This is a genomic window from Dokdonella sp. GW821-FHT11D02, from assembly GCF_058808595.1.
The window spans coordinates 4,296,625-4,313,552 of record NZ_CM179520.1; the positions used below are offsets into that span (position 1 = coordinate 4,296,625).

Annotated in this window: 16 protein-coding genes and 1 tRNA gene; 7 read left to right on the forward strand and 10 right to left on the reverse strand. The window is 65.3% G+C overall.

Annotation, left to right across the window (positions count from 1 at the left end):
- Window positions 1-101: 101 nt before the first annotated feature.
- The gene (locus AC3QL3_RS18225) at window positions 102-1,061 is read right to left on the reverse strand and encodes a glutathione S-transferase family protein (protein WP_492895518.1); all 960 of its coding nucleotides are present in this window, start codon (window positions 1,059-1,061) and stop codon (window positions 102-104) included.
- A 145-nt stretch (window positions 1,062-1,206) separates the two neighbouring features.
- Here AC3QL3_RS18225 and metF point away from each other — a divergent pair, with 145 nt between their 5' ends.
- From metF to AC3QL3_RS18245, 4 genes are all read left to right on the forward strand, one after another.
- A complete protein-coding gene (gene metF / locus AC3QL3_RS18230) occupies window positions 1,207-2,034 on the forward strand; it encodes a methylenetetrahydrofolate reductase [NAD(P)H] (protein WP_492898983.1) in 828 nt (275 codons plus the stop codon).
- 354 nt (window positions 2,035-2,388) lie between these two features.
- Entirely contained in the window at window positions 2,389-3,654 is a 1,266-nt protein-coding gene (locus AC3QL3_RS18235) for a M12 family metallo-peptidase (protein ID WP_492895519.1), read from the forward strand.
- A gap of 139 nt (window positions 3,655-3,793) precedes the next feature.
- A complete protein-coding gene (locus tag AC3QL3_RS18240) occupies window positions 3,794-4,333 on the forward strand; it encodes a hypothetical protein (protein WP_492895520.1) in 540 nt (179 codons plus the stop codon).
- A 52-nt stretch (window positions 4,334-4,385) separates the two neighbouring features.
- Window positions 4,386-5,309 carry a branched-chain amino acid transaminase gene (locus AC3QL3_RS18245; protein WP_492895521.1) on the forward strand — a complete coding sequence of 308 codons (924 nt, stop codon included), beginning with the start codon at window positions 4,386-4,388 and terminating at the stop codon, window positions 5,307-5,309.
- A 157-nt stretch (window positions 5,310-5,466) separates the two neighbouring features.
- Here the strand turns inward: AC3QL3_RS18245 and AC3QL3_RS18250 are convergent, their stop codons facing one another.
- From AC3QL3_RS18250 to AC3QL3_RS18290, 9 genes are all read right to left on the reverse strand, one after another.
- A complete protein-coding gene (locus AC3QL3_RS18250; RefSeq protein WP_492895522.1) occupies window positions 5,467-6,756 on the reverse strand; it encodes a sensor histidine kinase in 1,290 nt (429 codons plus the stop codon).
- Window positions 6,740-7,426 (reverse strand): response regulator transcription factor, encoded by a 687-nt coding sequence (locus AC3QL3_RS18255; protein ID WP_492895523.1) that lies wholly within the window; start codon window positions 7,424-7,426, stop codon window positions 6,740-6,742. Before AC3QL3_RS18255 ends, AC3QL3_RS18250 begins: the two co-directional genes overlap by 17 nt.
- 423 nt (window positions 7,427-7,849) lie before the next feature.
- Window positions 7,850-9,817 (reverse strand): TonB family protein, encoded by a 1,968-nt coding sequence (locus AC3QL3_RS18260; protein ID WP_492895524.1) that lies wholly within the window; start codon window positions 9,815-9,817, stop codon window positions 7,850-7,852.
- On the reverse strand, window positions 9,817-10,218 hold the full coding sequence (locus tag AC3QL3_RS18265) for a BlaI/MecI/CopY family transcriptional regulator (RefSeq protein WP_492895526.1): 402 nt from the start codon (window positions 10,216-10,218) through the stop codon (window positions 9,817-9,819). Before AC3QL3_RS18265 ends, AC3QL3_RS18260 begins: the two co-directional genes overlap by 1 nt.
- 63 nt (window positions 10,219-10,281) lie before the next feature.
- Window positions 10,282-10,773, reverse strand: a complete 492-nt coding sequence (locus AC3QL3_RS18270; RefSeq protein ID WP_492895527.1) for a hypothetical protein — start codon at window positions 10,771-10,773, stop codon at window positions 10,282-10,284.
- Window positions 10,774-10,836: 63 nt separating this feature from the next.
- Entirely contained in the window at window positions 10,837-11,343 is a 507-nt protein-coding gene (locus tag AC3QL3_RS18275; RefSeq protein WP_492895528.1) for a hypothetical protein, read from the reverse strand.
- Window positions 11,344-11,397: 54 nt separating this feature from the next.
- Window positions 11,398-12,303 (reverse strand): 30S ribosomal protein S6--L-glutamate ligase, encoded by a 906-nt coding sequence (gene rimK / locus AC3QL3_RS18280; RefSeq protein WP_492895530.1) that lies wholly within the window; start codon window positions 12,301-12,303, stop codon window positions 11,398-11,400.
- On the reverse strand, window positions 12,300-12,743 hold the full coding sequence (locus AC3QL3_RS18285) for an ATP-dependent zinc protease family protein (protein WP_492898985.1): 444 nt from the start codon (window positions 12,741-12,743) through the stop codon (window positions 12,300-12,302). The genes rimK and AC3QL3_RS18285 overlap by 4 nt, the downstream gene beginning before the upstream one ends.
- Window positions 12,744-12,844: 101 nt before the next feature.
- Window positions 12,845-12,918, reverse strand: a tRNA-Gly gene (locus tag AC3QL3_RS18290).
- A gap of 230 nt (window positions 12,919-13,148) precedes the next feature.
- Between AC3QL3_RS18290 and AC3QL3_RS18295 the strand changes: the two genes are divergently transcribed.
- The 3 genes from AC3QL3_RS18295 to AC3QL3_RS18305 all read left to right on the forward strand — a co-directional run bounded on the left by AC3QL3_RS18295 (window position 13,149) and on the right by AC3QL3_RS18305 (window position 16,902).
- Entirely contained in the window at window positions 13,149-15,707 is a 2,559-nt protein-coding gene (locus AC3QL3_RS18295; RefSeq protein WP_492895532.1) for a DUF6600 domain-containing protein, read from the forward strand.
- A gap of 99 nt (window positions 15,708-15,806) precedes the next feature.
- Window positions 15,807-16,007 (forward strand): sulfur carrier protein ThiS, encoded by a 201-nt coding sequence (thiS, locus tag AC3QL3_RS18300; RefSeq protein WP_492895533.1) that lies wholly within the window; start codon window positions 15,807-15,809, stop codon window positions 16,005-16,007.
- Between the two features lie 106 nt (window positions 16,008-16,113).
- On the forward strand, window positions 16,114-16,902 hold the full coding sequence (locus AC3QL3_RS18305; RefSeq protein WP_492895535.1) for a thiazole synthase: 789 nt from the start codon (window positions 16,114-16,116) through the stop codon (window positions 16,900-16,902).
- The last annotated feature ends 26 nt before the right edge of the window (window positions 16,903-16,928 follow it).

Sequence of the window (16,928 nt, forward strand, 5' to 3'; positions counted from 1 at the left end):
CTTGCACAGGGATCGGACAAAACATACGCGATGGCGCGCCATTCACCTAGAAGCTCTTGCAGCGATTCGCCCTCACCGAAACGGGATTTTCCGCGATGGCATCAGCTCGGTATGCCGGCAACGTACGGAACTCGGCCCACTCCGCTGAACCAGCGCAGCTTCAGATAGCCAGGCAGACCCAGCAACAGCGAGCCGCGACTGACCGGATGCTGGTCGTTGTGCACCGCTCGCAACGGCGGTGTGAGCGCCGCCTCGATCGCGCCGTCCATCGACGTGCGCAGCCAGCTGACCCGTCCGCACATCGAACGCCGTCGCTCGCGGCGCGCCCGGATCAGCCCTTCGTAAGCGTAGGCCGGGTCGCGTCCGTGCTCACGAAACAAGCGCTCCTGCCACGCGAACAAAGATTGCAGCCGTGGATGGCCGCGGAAGTGCGGCACGATGCGCAGCGGCCGCAGCAGCGAGGCCAAGGTCAGATCGGCACCGGTGAAACCTCCGCCGACCAGGAATCCATCGCGGTCGATCCGCGCCGCAATCGGCAGCAGTTGCGCTTCGAGCTGCTCGTGCACGCGGTCGGCGCGGTTGCGGTCGAAACGGAAGCGTCGCACCAGCATGGCGCCGAGAATGGGCGCCGCCAGCGCACGCCAGCCCGCACGCGTGAACAGGCCGCCGAGCACGTTGCGCAGGAACAAGCTCGACAGCGCCGCCGGGGCTTCCATGATCAGCTGGGTGTAGCCGAGCCGGCGCGCGTGCAGGCCGAGGGTCGAATCCAGATGCAGCATCCAGCGCCACGCCGCTTCGCGCTCGGCCGGATCGGCCGGCAGCAGAGCCGGCTGCGGATAGGTTTCGTCGAGGTAGCGAACGATCGAGGAGGATTCGCTCATCGCGATCCCGCTCGCCGTGTCGTGGATCAGCGGCACGCGCTGCGGACAGGCGAAGCGCTGCATCTCGCGCTTGCTGTAGGCCACGACCTCGATATCGCGCCAAGCGAGCCGCTTGAAATCGAGCGCCCAGCGAACCTTTTCGACGTAGTGCGACCAGCGCAGTTGATAAAGCTCGATCATCTCGGCCCCTCTTCGGAACGAACGAGATCAGGGTGACCGAGGACGGATCAAGCCGTCCGATCGCCGAGCGCCGATGCCACATATATCCCTTCATCGCGACAAAGAGATATATACTTTGCCTTCCTCCGACTACGACCCGCCGACGATGCCGTCGATCAGCCTCGAATTCTTCCCGCCGAAAACCGACGAACAGAAGTCGACGCTCGAAGCCGCGCTGCCGAAGCTGAAGGCGCTCGCTCCCGATTACGTCAGCTGCACCTTCGGCGCCGGCGGCTCGACGCTGTCGTACACGCCCGAGACGGTGCGCCACTTGCGCGAGGAACATGGCCTCGACGCCGCACCGCATCTTTCCTGCATGGGCGGCACGCGCGATGAAATTCGCCGCCTGCTCGATCAATACAGGGCGATGGGCTGCAAGCGCATCGTCGCCTTGCGCGGCGACCTGCCCTCGGGCATGGCCAGCTACGGCGATTTTCGCTACGCCAGCGAATTGGTCGCGTTCATCCGCCGCGAACGCGACGGCTGGTTCCACATCGAGGTCGCCTGCTACCCGGAAGTGCACCCGCAGTCCGACGACGCGCTGGCTGACTTGCGTCATTTCAAGACAAAAGTCGACGCCGGCGCGAACGGCGCGATCACGCAGTACTTCTACAACCCCGATGCCTACTTCCGCTTCGTCGACGCGGCGCGGCGCGCCGGCGTGAACGTGCCGATCGTGCCCGGCATCATGCCGATCGCGAACTTCACCCAACTGCGCCGCTTCTCGGACATGTGCGGCGCGGAAATTCCGCGCTGGCTGGCCAAACGTCTGCATGCCTACGGCGACGACGTCGATTCGATCCGCGAGTTTTCCGCCGACGTCGTCGCCGAACTTTGTCGCCGTCTGCTCGAAGGCGGCGCGCCGGGTCTGCATTTCTATACGCTCAATCGCGCCAAGGCGACCTTGGCCGTGTGCGAGCGCCTCGATCGCTGACGGGACGAGAACGTCGGTCGCACGCCTGCCGACTGCACCGTTCTGAACGCTGGAGCGACGCATCGCGACTCCGCGATGTGCGTCGAAAAATCCTCGGCGAACAATAGCGCCGAATCGGCGGCCGATCGAAAAACACGGCGCGTAACTCACTCACCGTGAATTTCCTGCGAATTCTCGCGCGCTCCTACCGGCATGGGCGCACATTGCCGGAAGCGTGGACCCAATCGCATAACCCGCTCCGATGCGGGAGTACAACCGACGCGAGGTCGGGTCCGCCGTTTCTCAACGGCTGCGCAGCGCCGCCTCTGAATGCGGACCTTTCGGCGCCGAGCAGTCCACGGAGGAGGACGTTTCATGCAACTGGGGAAAGTCATTTCGGGGTGTGCGTTGTGCGCGGCAATGCTGGTTCCGGCCGGTGTTGTGCTGGCGAGCGAACCGTTGTTCTCGGCCGCGCCGCTGGTACTCAAGAACGCTACTGAGGATCGCGCCTACGCGGCACTCACCGCACAGCCATCCAGCCATGCAATCCAACTCGTCGTCGCCGACAGCGCCTTGGTCGACGAAGCGACGCCGAGCATTGCCTTCGATCTCGATTTCGGCGGCGCAATGCGGCTGACCGCGGAGCGCACGAAGTCCTATCGCAGCACGTCGGGAGCGGTGATCTGGCAAGGCACGATCGCCGAAACCGCGGCCAAGCGCTCGGGCGACGCCAACGAGATCGCGAGCGATCCGATGAACTCGGTCATCCTCGTGCGCAACGGCGACAAGATCACCGGCAACCTGCACGTGCAGGGTCAGCTGTACGCGATCCGTCCACTGCACGACGGCCGCACGGCGATCGTCGAGGTGAATCAGGCGGCGATGCCGCCGGACCATCCGCCGGCTTCCTATCGCCGGATCTTCGAAGAGAGCGCGGCGATCGACGATGCCTCTCTTTCGGCCGCAGGGCCGCTGCCGCTGGCCAACACCGTCATCCGCGTCATGGTGAACTACACCCCGGCGGTGGCAGCGAACGTCGCCGACGTACCCGGTCTGATCGATCTCGCCGTATCCGAATCGAACGACGGCTACACCAACAGCGACGTTTCGATCACGCTGGAGCTCGCCGCGACCTCGCAGGTGACCTACACCGAAACCGGCAACTTCGACACCGATCTCGCGCGCTACCGCGGCACCACCGACAGCTACATGAACAACATTCATACGCTGCGCAACAGCTCAGCTGCCGACGTCGGTGTGCTGCTGGTCAACAACACCGCGTATTGCGGACTGGCCTCGGCCATCGGAGCGAGTGCGTCGACGGCCTTCGTCGAGGTGTATTGGGATTGCGCGACTGGCTACTACTCGTTCGCGCACGAGATCGGTCATTTGCAATCGGCTCGCCACGATCCGGCCAATGATCCGACCAACACGCCGTACGCCTACGGTCACGGCTATCAGTACCCGGCCGGGCACTGGCGCACGATCATGGCCTACGAATGCTCCGCCGGCTGCACGCGGCTCAACTATTGGTCCAATCCCGGCAAGACCTACGGCGGCGTGCCGATGGGAACGGCGGCGGGCAACGACAATCATCGCGTGCTCAACAACACGCGGGCGACGATTGCCGCGTTCCGCTGAGCCTCGTCTGACGATGAGTAACTGAAATCGGATGTCCGCGGATCGCCGTCGATGACGATCCGCGGGCATCTCGATGCGATGGAGTTCTCCGTGCAGCGGCAAGCGGGTTAGCCTTGGCGATATCCCGCCGGACTCCGCCATGTTCGCCAAGATCGTTGTTCCTTTCGCCTTGCTGGCTGCAACCACCGAAGTCCACGCGCAAGCGGCGACATCGACGCAGCGCGTGCATCGCTGCGTAGGCCGCCACGGCGAGATCGTGTTCTCCGGATTGCCGTGCCGCAGTGATGCCGCCGCCGTCGGCAGCGCACTCGCGAGCGATGCAGCGAATCCGGTAGCCAGCTCGCCGGCGCTGAGCATGTCCTGTCCCGCTACACGCGCCGAATTGCGCGAGCGCATTGCTGCCGCCGTCACACAGCGAGATGCGAACGGGCTTGCCAGCCTGCTGCGTTGGAACGATGTCGGCGGTCGCGCCGCGGGAACGCGCTTGCGCGAGTTGCGCGATCTCACCCAACGCCCCTTGCTCGCGATCGAGGATGGCAGCGCCGACGCGACGGATCGCGCCACTGATGCAAACAGCGACCACCTACGCCTGCGTACGGGCAGCGGCGCCGAGGGCGGTGTGCGCGAGCATTCTTTCGGCGTCAGCGCACACGCAGGCTGCTACTGGCTCGAATGGTAGGTGAGCGGCCGGCTGGTATCATGCGCGTTTCCCCCGCTCGACGGATCCGCACATGGCGCAGCAGTATCCCGATCACATCTGGCAGAACGGCCGCATGAAGCCATGGGCGGAAGCGACCGTGCACGTGATGGCACATGCGCTGCATTACGGTTCCTCGGTCTTCGAGGGTATTCGCAGCTACGAGACGCCGAACGGTCCGGCGATCTTTCGCCTGACCGATCACATCAAGCGCCTGTTCGCGTCGGCCAAGATCTACGACATCGCGATTCCCTATACGCTCGAAGAGATCAACGCGGCTTGTCGCGAAGTGATCAAAGCGAACGGCTTGACCAAGGCCTACCTGCGCCCGGTCGCCTATCGCGGCCTCGGAGGATTCGGACTGTCCGCCGAAACACCGACGGATGTCGCCGTCGCGGCCTGGTTCATGGGTCCCTACCTCGGCGCCGGCGTACTCGAGCAGGGCATCGACGCCTGCGTCTCGAGCTGGCAGCGCTTTGCGCCCAATACGATCCCGGCCGGTGCCAAGGCCGGCGGCAATTATCTGTCCGGTCAGCTCGTCGCGCGTGAAGCGCGCCGACTGGGCTTCGGCGAGGGCATCGCACTGGCGTCGACCGGCCTGCTCAGCGAGGGTGCCGGCGAGAACCTGTTCCTGGTCTTCGACGGCGTTCTGCACACGACGCCGGTCAGCGCGGCGCTGCTCAACGGCCTCACGCGCAACACGCTGATCACGCTCGCGCGCGCGAACGGCATCGAAGTGGTCGAACGCGACCTGCCGCGCGAATACCTTTACCTCTGCGACGAGCTGTTCATGTGCGGCACCGCGGCCGAGCTCACGCCGATCCGCTCCGTCGACGGCAAGCCGGTCGGCAGCGGCAAGCCGGGTCCGCTCACCGCGCGCATGCAGAAGCTATTCTTCGGCCTGTTCGATGGCTCGACGGAAGATCGCTGGGGCTGGCTCGAACCGGTCGGCAGCTGAAGGTCGGAATCATGGCCACCGTCTCCAACGAAGTGGCGGTGAGTTGAAAAGTGCAGGCACGGATGCCTGCTGTTTGATCTTCGCGATCAAGGACGAGCGCAGAAGTATCCGAATGCCTGCTGTTTGATTTTCGCGATCAGAGACGATCGCGAAAAACTCATCGATCGCTGAAATCCAACGTGGCGGTCGCCCCACCCTGCGGCCGCGGCGCCAGCGAAACTTTCCAGCCGTAGAGTTCGCACAGACGGCGCACGATCGCCAGCCCGAGCCCGCCGCCCTTGCCGACCGTGGTGCCGCGGACGCCGCGCTCGAACAGCTTCTCGGCTTCTTCGGCCTTGATGCCGGGGCCGCTGTCTTCGACCGTCACTCGTCCATGGCCGACCGTGACGATGACCTCGCCGCTCGGCGTGTACTTGAACGCATTCCCGATCAGGTTGCTGAGCGCAACCGCGACCACCGAAGACGGCGCCGCCGCTGCCAGCGGCTGCTCGAGTTCGACACGCACCTGCACGGGCTTGTTGGCCAAATGCGGACGTTGCGCGTCGACCACCTGCTCGACGACCTTGGCTACATCGGTCGTTTCGCCATCGGTCGGTGCCTGGCGTTCGCGGCGCGACAGCAGCAGCAACGCATCGATCAGCTCGGTCGACTGGCGCACGGCGCGCTCGATGCGCTTCAGGCGCTCGCGCAGCTTGTCGGTCAGGTCGGGCGAGCCTTGCAGCAGTTCGGTCGTGCTCGCGATCACCGCCAGCGGCGTGCGCAGCTCGTGGCTGACGTCGGCGTTGAACTCGCGATCGCGCTGCACGATCTCGGTCAGGCGCATGGAATAGTCGTCGAGCACCGAGGCGAGTTCGCCGACCTCGTCGTCGGCGAAGTGCTTCTTCAGCGATTCCGGCTTACCGCTGCGGCTCATCGCGCGTACGCGCCGGGCGAGTTCGATGACCGGGCTGATCACCCGCGCCGACAGCCAGAAACCGATCACCAACGAAAGGATCGCGAACAGGAACACCACGGTGGCGAGCGCAGTGAGCAGTTGGCGCTCGTTGAGCTTCTGCGTGCTCAAGTCGAAGCGCAAATACGCCCAGTAGTCGGCGTCTTTGTAGACGGCCAATCGATATGGGCGGTTCTTGCCTTCGCGGCCGATCTCCTCGATGTCGTAGACACCGGAATCGAATCTCTGCCAGGCCAGCGGCACGGTCGCGCTGCGGCCGGCGCGTACGATCTGCGCGTCGTACACGCTCATCGTCCACGGCGCGTTCGGATCGGGGTTGTCGCGCTTGAAGTCGACGAAATTCTTCAGCTCGCGCTGCAGCGTGTTGTTGATCAGCTGGTCTTCCAGCCGCGCGCGCAAGTAGATCGTGGCGACCGCGAACAGCGCGGTCAGCCCGAGTCCGAACAACGCGAAAGAAATGACGATGCGGCTGCGCAGCCTACGCCGGTAGCGCATCCGGATCGACCATGCGGTAGCCGATGCCGTGACGCGTCTGAATCAGCGGCTTGTCGAACGGTTTGTCGATCGCCGCGCGCAGACCGTGGATGTGCACGCGCAGCGAATCGCTGTCGGGAAGCTCTTCGCCCCACACGCGGGTTTCGAGCTCTTGCCGCGTGACCACCGACGGCGCCGCTTCCATCAGCGACTGCAGCAGCTTCAGGCCGATCGGGTTCAACTGGATCGGCTTGCCGGCGCGATTGATCGTCAGCGTGTCGAGGTTGTAGGTGAGGTCGGCGAGCTGCAGCAGGCGGCTCTTGTTGCCCTTGCCGCGTCGGCCGAGCACTTCCAAGCGCGCGGCCAATTCCTGCAGCGCGAACGGCTTGACCATGTAGTCGTCGGCGCCGGAATCGAAACCGGTCAGCTTATTGTCGAGTGTGTCGCGCGCGGTCAGCATCAGCACCGGCGTCTGCCGCTTGGCTTCCTGGCGGAGTTTGCGACAGACCTCCAAACCATCCATGCCGGGCAGGCCGAGGTCGAGCACGATGACGTCGAAGTCGTTGACGACCGCGAGGTGCAAGCCGGTCACGCCGTCGCCGGCGAAATCGACTACATGACCCTTGTCGGCCAGGAAATCACCGATGTTCGCGGCGATGTCGCTGTTGTCTTCAATAACGAGAATACGCATGGGTGCTTACTTTAACGCGGAATTCGCCGAATGCGGAGCGCGGCCGCGCCGGGAAAGTTCCGCTCGAAATGCAGCCGCCCCCGTCAGAACCATCCGATGGCGCCGCAGGCGACACGCGTGATCGACGAGAAGTGCCGCTGTGAAAGGCCGCTTCTGGATTCCAGCGCAGCGGAGGAGAGTTCAGGGTTCGACTTCCGCATCGAAGTCGACGCGACCTAGGACGGATCGCACAAGTACACAAAAGAAAATGGCCCAAGGAGGTGTCATTGGGGGAACACACCTCGCTTGGGCCAAAAAGCTACTGCCCCGATTACCGTAATTCGCCAGTCACCTGACCTGACTTAGGAGTGTCGAGCAAACTACAGTGCAGCGACTATAGGCATTGAAGAATTAAGCTGCCGTTAAAGCGCTCTGAGCCTTCCGTTAACCGCCGGTCGGCGCGCCGTTGTACGGCATCTGCGCAGCCTGCTTCGGGCCGGCCAGGACGTCGACGGTCGACTTCTCGGTGCCATTGCAGACGCGCGATCCCAGGCGCCGATCACAAACGGCTACCGCCATTTGCGTCGCCTCGTCCTGCGGCGGAGCGAGCGTATCGCCACCGCCCTCACCAGCACGCCGGCACAAGCGCGAACCGGTGCGGCGCCCGCAACCGAGATCAGCCGTCTCGCTGTCGCCTCGCGGCGAAGCGAAGACGAAGGTCTGTGCGTAGCGCTTCCGCGCCGAGGATTGGAACGAACCTGGCGCGAATTGCCATTGCTTCAATGCGCGCTCGGCGGCGCGGGAAAACGCGACCGGTTGCGAGGACACGACTTGGATGTCGCGCACGCCGCCGTTCGCGGCGATCGAGAATTCAAGCTTGACGCGTTCGGTGCGGGTCGATGAACTCGCTTCGGGATACTCCGGCGACACCGTATGGATCGCTACCGGCGACGACTTCCGCTCGGCGGCGGGCGCCGCGGGCTCCGAAGCGGCGCTGCTCGACGGCTCGGCGGCAGCCAGCGAGGCCGCCGCGGGCGCCGGTTCGGGCTGCGCTGCCGGTGCGTCCGCGCTCGGCGGACTCGTCTGAGCCGAGGCAGCGGGTTCCGTCGCGGCGACCGCGATCTGACGCTTGTCTTGCTCCTCACCCATCGCAGGGCTCGCCGGCGCGGTCTGCTCAGCCGCAGGCGGGGCGGCGATCGGACGTTCCTCGATTTTCGCGACCGGTGCGGACACCACCGCCGTCTCGGTCGACGGCTGTATGGGCTGCAGATCGGGATCGGCTTCGCGCGTCAGTGAGATCAGCGGCGGACGACGCAGAGGCGCGGCGGAGAAGTCCGCCGGAACCAGCTGAGCCAGTGCCGGCCGATCCAAGAGCAACTCCAAGCCGGCGACGGAGGTGGGTTCGCGATGCTCGATTCGCATCGCCACCAGCAACGCGATCGCGGCACCGGCAACAGCGAACAGCCACGGCCAGCGGCCGGAGCGTTTCGCAGGACTGCGATGACCGCCCAAGATACGCCGAACCCGATCGAGCAGAACGCCGCCGGTAGCGGCCAACGCGAGCTGCGCCGGCGGCTGGCGCAATTCCTCCAGCGCCGCGAGCGTTCGCGCGTATTCACGCGGATCGCTCGACGTCTTGTGCAGCACCAGCGTATCGCAGCAGATTTCGCGCTCGTTGCGGATCTCGCGCGAAACCCAATGCACCACCGGGTGATAGAACAGCAGCGTCTCGACCATCGCCTGCGCCAGATTGACGATGTGATCGTAGCGGCGCAGATGACCCAGTTCGTGAGCGAGAATCAGTTCCACTTGCTGACGTGGAAAACCCAAAACGACGGCGGTCGGCAGCAGGATCACCGGCTTGAACCAACCGATCAGAATCGGCGTGTCGATGCGATCGGACACCAGCACCTTGATACGGCGCACGAACTCGAAGCGGCGCGACAGCGCGAGTAATGCCGTTTCCAGCTCCGCATTCGGCTGCGCCCACTTGCGCGCGATCTGCATCAGCGAGCGCCACTGGTACCAGGAGCGGTACGCCATCAACAGCACACCGGCGATCCACAGGCAGACGATCCATTGCAGCGCGGTATCCATCGCGGACATCGCCGCCGACGGAGCCGAATCGGAAATAGCACTGGCCGTGGCGGCTACCGCGGTGGTCAGTGAGGTCGCCGATTCGGCCGGCATGTCCGCACGCAGCATCGCGAACAAGGTGACCAGCGGGAACACCAGCATGAGGGCCAGTGCAGCCAGGCCGTTGGCGTAACGCGCGTTGCAGTTGCCGACCGGAATCAGCGCACGCAACGCGGCGAACACCATGCCGATTAACGCGCCCTGCCAGACGAAGTGCAGCAGAGTCCATCCCAGCGCCTGCACCCATGGCAGCTGCGCGATGTACGACGGCGTCATCACTTGCCTCCTTCCAACCGGTCGAGCAACGCGCGAATCTCGTCCAATTCCTCACGCGTGGCGCGCGGCCGGCCACCGAGCGCCTGCAGCACGAGCTGCGAGGGCGAGCCGTCGAAGACTCGCTGCACGATATCGGTCAGGAAGCGCTTTTGCGTGCGCTCCTTGTTGACCGCCGGTCGATAGACGTGCGCGCGTTGCGAATCGTCGCGCTCGACCAATCCCTTCGCGTGCATGATCTGCAGCAACTTGAGCGCGGTCGTATAGCCGCCACCGTCGTCGCGATACAGATCTTGATACACGTCACGCACGGTACCTTCGCCGTTTTCCCACAGCACGTTCAGGATGGCCAACTCGGCTTCGGTCGGCTTGGGAATTTCATTCGGCTTGCGCGGCAGGCTCATCGGACGGGTCTCCCTTGGCGGCGGCGATGGAGGCATCAGCGTACAGATGATAACCCGGGCGGGCTAGTTGCCAGGGGCCTGGCTGCCGCCGCCCTTCAAAATTGCATTTTGAAACCCTTCTTGACTCTTACGGCGCTCGCGGTCGCGATCGCTCACCGTCATGCAGGTCTTGTACTTGAAGTTCGAGCCGGAACGGCGTTCGAAGGTGCAAACCAGCCGGTCGCCGTCATTGCGCGTCAGAATTGCATTGACCCGCTCCTGCGCGTTCGCCAGCTCCACCTGCTCGCCGCCGCTCAGGACGCTGCCCGAGCCTTTGCGCTTGAGCAAGTCCGAAATCTTGTCGAGGTCGACCTCGACCGCGTGGCGATCCGAGGTGCTGATGCCGGCGTATTGACCGGACTCTTTCATTCCGTCGCGTACTTTGCTCGCCTGCTGTTCAAATTCCGCCGGCGTATCCGCGTTGAATTTCCAGTTCTGTCCGCTGTTGGCCGATGCCGTTCCGACCACTCCGCATGCAACCAGCGCTGCCAGCAGCGCCACCGATTTCACTGACATGTTGCCCTCACTGAGATAAATAAGAGACGGGGCGATCGAGAAAGCGCCGTCCCGGTTGTTCGGTTAGTCTCCGTGCACCGATTGACTCCGTTTCTTCGTTTCAGTGAAGAAACGGTCTTTGTCGCGTCGCTGGCTTTCGATATCACCGTAGGTTCGACATGTCTTCACCGGGACCAACGAACCGATCGGCGCCTTCTTCTCGCAAACCAGACGTCGACTGTCGCTACCGGTCAGAATGCCGTTCAATTTTTCCTGCGCATTGAACAGCTGCAATCGATCCCGTTCGGACATCGCGGCGACCGAGCCGCTTTTCTCCAGCATCCCTTGCATGTCGCTGAACAGCCCTTCGGCCTGGGTCCGTTTCTCCGGGGAAATGAATTCGTAGCGCCCTCCGGGCGCCATTTCCCCTTCGACCGAGGCCTTCGTCTCGAGCAGCTTTTGCGGCGTATCCGCAACCACGACCGTGTCCGGCGTTTCAGCCCGGACAGAGCCTGCGGATACCGCAAACAAGAACAATGCCAATAGGCGAATATTCATGGCAGCCTGTCGTACGATCAGCCTCGTATTCATGCTATTCGCCCTTGTTCGAGGTGTCAACGAGAAACTTCGTAGATTTGCAAGTCCTTACTTTCGGACCTGTGAGGCGGTGCGCTTTTGTTGTACGGCGCGCTCCACGCTCTTGATGATCTTCGCGGCGACGTCCACCCCGGAGGCGCCCTCGATGCCTTCCAGCCCGGGCGAGGAATTGACTTCCACCACCAGTGGCCCGCGGGTGGATCGAAGCAGATCGACGCCGGCGATGCCCAGTCCCAGAAGTCGTGCCGCCCGAATCGCCGTGGCGGCCTCGTCGGCGCTCAATTCCACCGGACTGGCCTTGGCGCCGCGGTGCAGATTCGCGCGGAACTCGCCGTCCGGCGCCTGCCGCTGCATTGCCGCGATGACTTTGCCGCCGACCACGAAGCAGCGCAGATCCGCGCCCTTCGCCTCGCGGATGAATTCCTGCACGAGGAAGTTGGCGTAGAGGCCGCGGAAGGCTTCGATCATGCCCTGTGCCGCCGAGCGCTTCTCGGCCAGCAGGACGCCCTGCCCCTGCGCGCCCTCGTTCAGCTTGATCACGTGGGGCGGGTCGCCCAGCATCGCCAGCAGATCGGCGGTGTCGTCGGGGTTGTCGCCGAATACGGTGGTCGGCAGGTCGATGCCTTCGCGGGCAATCAGCTGCAAGGTACGCAGCTTGTCGCGTGCGCGCAGGATCGCGTCGGACCCGTTCGGCGTGTAGACCCCCATCATCTCGAACTGGCGCACGACGGCGGTGCCGTAGAACGTGATCGACGAGCCGATGCGCGGGAGTACCGCGTCGACACCGCGCAGTACACGTCCTTTGTAGTGCATCTCGAACTTGCCGGCCGCGATGCGCATGTAGCAGCGCAAAGGGTCGAGCACGCGTGCACTGTGGCCGCGAGCGCGTGCGGCCTCGACCAGACGTATCGTCGAATACAAGCGCGCGTTGCGCGACAGGATGGCAATCTTCATGGGGTACCTTTGCGGACGTCCTCGTCCGCGAGCGCGGAAAGGCGGCCGTCCGCCGCTGCATTTTTCGATGGAGGCTTACCGGCACGATACGAGCCGGCCGGGTCGACGGCGAAGCGGCCGCCGAGCGCGCTGCGCCCGAGCAGCAGCGGAAACAGCATCGCGCCGCGGTCTGTCAGATTTATTTCGGTGGCGAAGCGGAGGCCGGCGAGATCGACCTCGGTGCGGATGAACCAGCGCTCGCTCCGATGTCCGCCCGAATCGGTCACCAGCCGGCGATCGTGCACCGGCGCCGCACAGGCGACGAGGCGCTTGCCGCGGCGGCGCGGACGAACCACGAAGCGCACATGCAGCACACCGTCCTGCTGAAACGTTTCCAAGGCCTCGACGTGCAGCGCCGAGGAGCGCGCGCCGGTGTCGAGCTTGGCCTTGATCGCCACGATGCCGAGGGCCGGCAGCGCCAGCCATTCACGCCAGCCTAGACTCGTGCAAGGAGCCGCCAGGGTCGGCAGCGGAGGGGGATGGGGGGACACGGCCGTGCGCCTGGAGCGGGTGATGGGAATCGAACCCACGTTCGCAGCTTGGGAAGCTGCTGTCTTACCATTAGACGACACCCGCGGGGTGCCGAAGCGTAGCCGCAGGCGTGCGCAGCGACAAGCGCCGGCGGCGCCTCTGAACACGCGCTAAGCGGTCGCGCAAGAAGATGCAAAGCGCGATGGGTGGAAAGTCGTCATTCAGCGGCTTTGCGCTGATATTGTGCCCAGCCTGTCGGCGCGGCCCGGCTGATGCGTATGGGGAAGGCGAATCCCACCGTAACCGCGTCTGGCGTAGGCTCCAGGAGAGCTTTCATGTCCACCAAGCGTCATTCCACTCCCAAGCTCTGGTACGCAGCCGTCTTGCTGCTGTGCGGGCTGTACGCGGGCACCGCGTTGGCCGACGTCGATCCGCCCGATCGCGTCGCGCGCGTGAGCTACCTGCGCGGCAACGTCAGCTTCCAGCCGGCCGGCGACGATCAATGGGCTGAGACTTCGCTCAACCGCCCGCTGGTCACCGGCGACAAGCTCTATGCCGACCGCGACTCGCGCGTCGAGCTGGAGATCGGCGCCGCCAGCATCCGGCTCGACGAAAGCAGCACGTTCAGCCTGCTCAATCTCGACGACAACATCGCGCAGATCGAGCTGACCGAGGGTACGCTGAACCTGCACGTGCGCCGCGTCTTCGACGGCCAATCCTACGAAATCGACACGCCGACGCTGGCCTTCGTCGTCAATCGCCCGGGCGACTACCGCATCGACATCGCGCCGCAAGGCGATTCGACCATGGTCACCGTGCTCGAAGGCGACGGTGACGTCTATGGCGAGAACAACGCGAGCTACAGCGTCCGCGCCGGCAACTCTTACAAGTTCCACGATTCCAGCCTGCGCGACTACGAGGTGTTCGACCTGCCGCGCCGCGACGACTTCGACCAGTGGTGCCTGTCGCGCAACGATCGCTACGAGCGCTCGGTGTCGCGTCAGTACGTCTCCGACGACGTCATCGGCTATGCCGACCTCGACGATCACGGCAGCTGGCGCGAAGAGCGCGAGTACGGCGCGGTGTGGTATCCGAGCAGCGTCGAAGTCGACTGGACTCCTTACCGCAGCGGTCGTTGGTCGTGGGTCGATCCATGGGGTTGGAGCTGGGTCGACAGCTCGCCTTGGGGCTTCGCTCCGTTCCACTACGGCCGCTGGGCCTACATCGGCAACCGCTGGGGCTGGTGCCCGGGCGCGCGCCACGTGCGCTCGGTGTATGCGCCGGCGCTGGTCGGCTTCGTCGGCGGCGGCGGTTGGGGCGTCTCGATCGGCAGCGGTCCAGTCGGCTGGTTCCCGCTCGGCCCGCGCGACGTCTACGTGCCGTGGTATCGCGCCTCGCGCAACTACTTCACCAACGTGAACGTGCGCAACACCACGATCATCAACAACACCTACATCACCAACGTCTACAACGACTACTCGCGCGGACGTCCGATCCGTGGCGATTACGCCTACGGCAGGAACGTGAACGCCGTGACCGCGGTTTCGCGCGACACCTTCATCGGTTCGCGCGCCGTGTCCGGCGCACGTGTGCAGGTGAACGAGACCAACCTGCGCAACGCACAAGTGGTCAGCCGCCTCGGTATCGCGCCCGAACGTGCCAGCTTCGCCGCCAGCGCCGGCCGCGGCCGCGCCGCGCCGACCGCCGCGCTCGACCGCCGCGTGATCGCGCGCGCCGCGCCGCCGGCGCAAGCGGCTCCGATCGCCTCGCGTATCCAGGCGATTCAGCGCAACGATGCGCAGCCGCTCGCGCGCAACCAATTGCGTGATCTGTCGCCCGCACGCGGCGGTGCCCAGCCCGGTGAGCGTGGCGCAGCCCCCGCCTCGCGCGTGCAGGTCGTGGGTCAGAACCTGCGCGGCACGCCGCAGCCGTTGCCGACGCGCGGCGCCGCCACCGCACAGCGACCGGGTGATGCCGGCCAACCGAACGCGCCCTCGCGCGGTGGCGCGATGCCGCCCAGCCGCAGCCCGACCGAGGCCGTGGGAACCGATCCGCGTGCGCCCAACCAGCGCGTACTGCCAGGCGATCGCACGGCGCCGACTGCGCCCAGTCGTGCCGGTTCCACGCCGTCGTCGCGCTTTGCGCCGCCGGCGGGCAGCCCCGGCAGCGATCCGCGCACGCCGATTTCCCGCGGCGGCGTCGATACGCCCAATCGCTCGGCGACGCCGCCCAGCCCGCGCTCGAGCGGTGACGTCGGTGGACGCAACACGCCGAACGCCGGCGGCCTGCCGTCGAGTCGTTTCGCTCCGCGTGCGCAGCCGTCGGACAATTCGTCGACGAATCCGCGCTCGCAGCCGAACCAGTCGCCGCGTTCGGCGCCGTCGTTCGAGCGCGGCGCGACCCAATCGCCGCGTAGCGCGCCGCAGACGCAGTACGAGCCGCGAAGCACACCGGCGCCGCAGCAACGCAGTGCACCGCAGCCGCAGTATCAGCCGCGTAGCGCACCGCAGCCGCAACAACGCAGCACGCCGCAGTACCAGCCGCGCAGCACACCGCAGCCGGAGCAACGCAGCATGCCGCAGTACCAGCCACGCAGCGCGCCGCAGCCCGAGCAGCGCAGCGCGCCGCGGGTCGAACGCAGTGCGCCGCAATACCAGCCGCGCAGTGCGCCACAGCCGCAGTATCAACCGCGCAGCGCACCACAGCCCGAGCAACGCAGCATGCCGCAGCCGCAACCCCGTAGCGCACCGCAGCCGCAGTATCAGCCGCGCAGCGCGCCGCAGCCGGAGCAGCGCAGCGCGCCACAGCCGCAACAACGCAGTGCACCCGCAGCACAGCCGCAACAAGGCCGCGGTCGCGGCGGCAACGACAACAACGACCGGGATCGTCGCTGACGAAGCTTTTTTCTAGATCTCTCAACGCCGCGCCTCGCGCGGCGTTTTTTTTGCGCAGGCAAATTCGAGTGGAGCGTTTCACTTAGATACAATGCCGAGATGAAAATCGCATTGAACGGCGAAGAACGCGAAATCGCGCCCGCGACTTCTCTGATGCAACTACTGCAGGAATCGGGCTACGCCGACCGCCGCGTCGCAGTCGAGATCAATCGCGAAATCGTTCCGCGCAGCCGCCACGCGCAGCAGGTGCTGCAAGCGGGCGATCGCGTCGAAATCGTGCACGCGATCGGCGGCGGCTGAAGATTTGCACGACGCTCGGACATCGCGCGCGAATGATCTCAGCGTTTCCGTCACAGCCTTTTGACCAACTCACCCCTGCCTTGCAATGAACGCCCTTCCGCAATCCATGCCTCAATCGCTCGCCGACCCACTCGTCATCGCCGGCAAGACTTACCGTTCGCGTCTCCTGACCGGCACCGGCAAGTTCAAGGACCTCGACGAAACCGCGCGCGCCACCGCCGCAGCCGGTGCCGAGATCGTCACGGCCGCGATCCGGCGCATGAACCTCGGCCAAGACCGCGATGCGCCCAATCTGCTCGACGCGCTGCCGCCGTCGCGCTACACGATCCTGCCCAATACGGCCGGCTGCTACACCGCCGACGACGCCGTACGCACCTGTCGTCTGGCGCGCGAGCTGCTCGACGGTCATACGCTGGTCAAGCTGGAAGTCCTCGGCGACCCGAAGACCTTGTTCCCGGACGTCGTGCAAACCTTGGCCGCCGCGGAAACCCTGGTCGCGGAAGGCTTCGAGGTGATGGTCTACACCTCCGACGATCCGATCCTGGCCAAACGGCTGGAAGAAATCGGCTGCGTCGCGGTGATGCCGCTGGCGGCTCCGATCGGGTCGGGCCTGGGCATCCAGAACCGCTACAACCTGCTCGAGATCGTCGAGAACGCCAAAGTACCGGTGTTGGTGGATGCCGGCGTCGGCACCGCCTCGGACGCGGCCATCGCGATGGAGCTGGGCTGCGACGGCGTGCTGATGAACACCGCGATCGCTGGTGCCAAGGATCCGGTGCGCATGGCACTGGCGATGAAGCTCGCAGTCGAGGCCGGGCGTCTGGCCTTCCTCGCCGGCCGCATTCCGCGCAAGCGCTACGCCTCGGCGTCGAGTCCGCTCGACGGAACGATCTAGTGCGAGCGGCGCCGATCGCGACAACC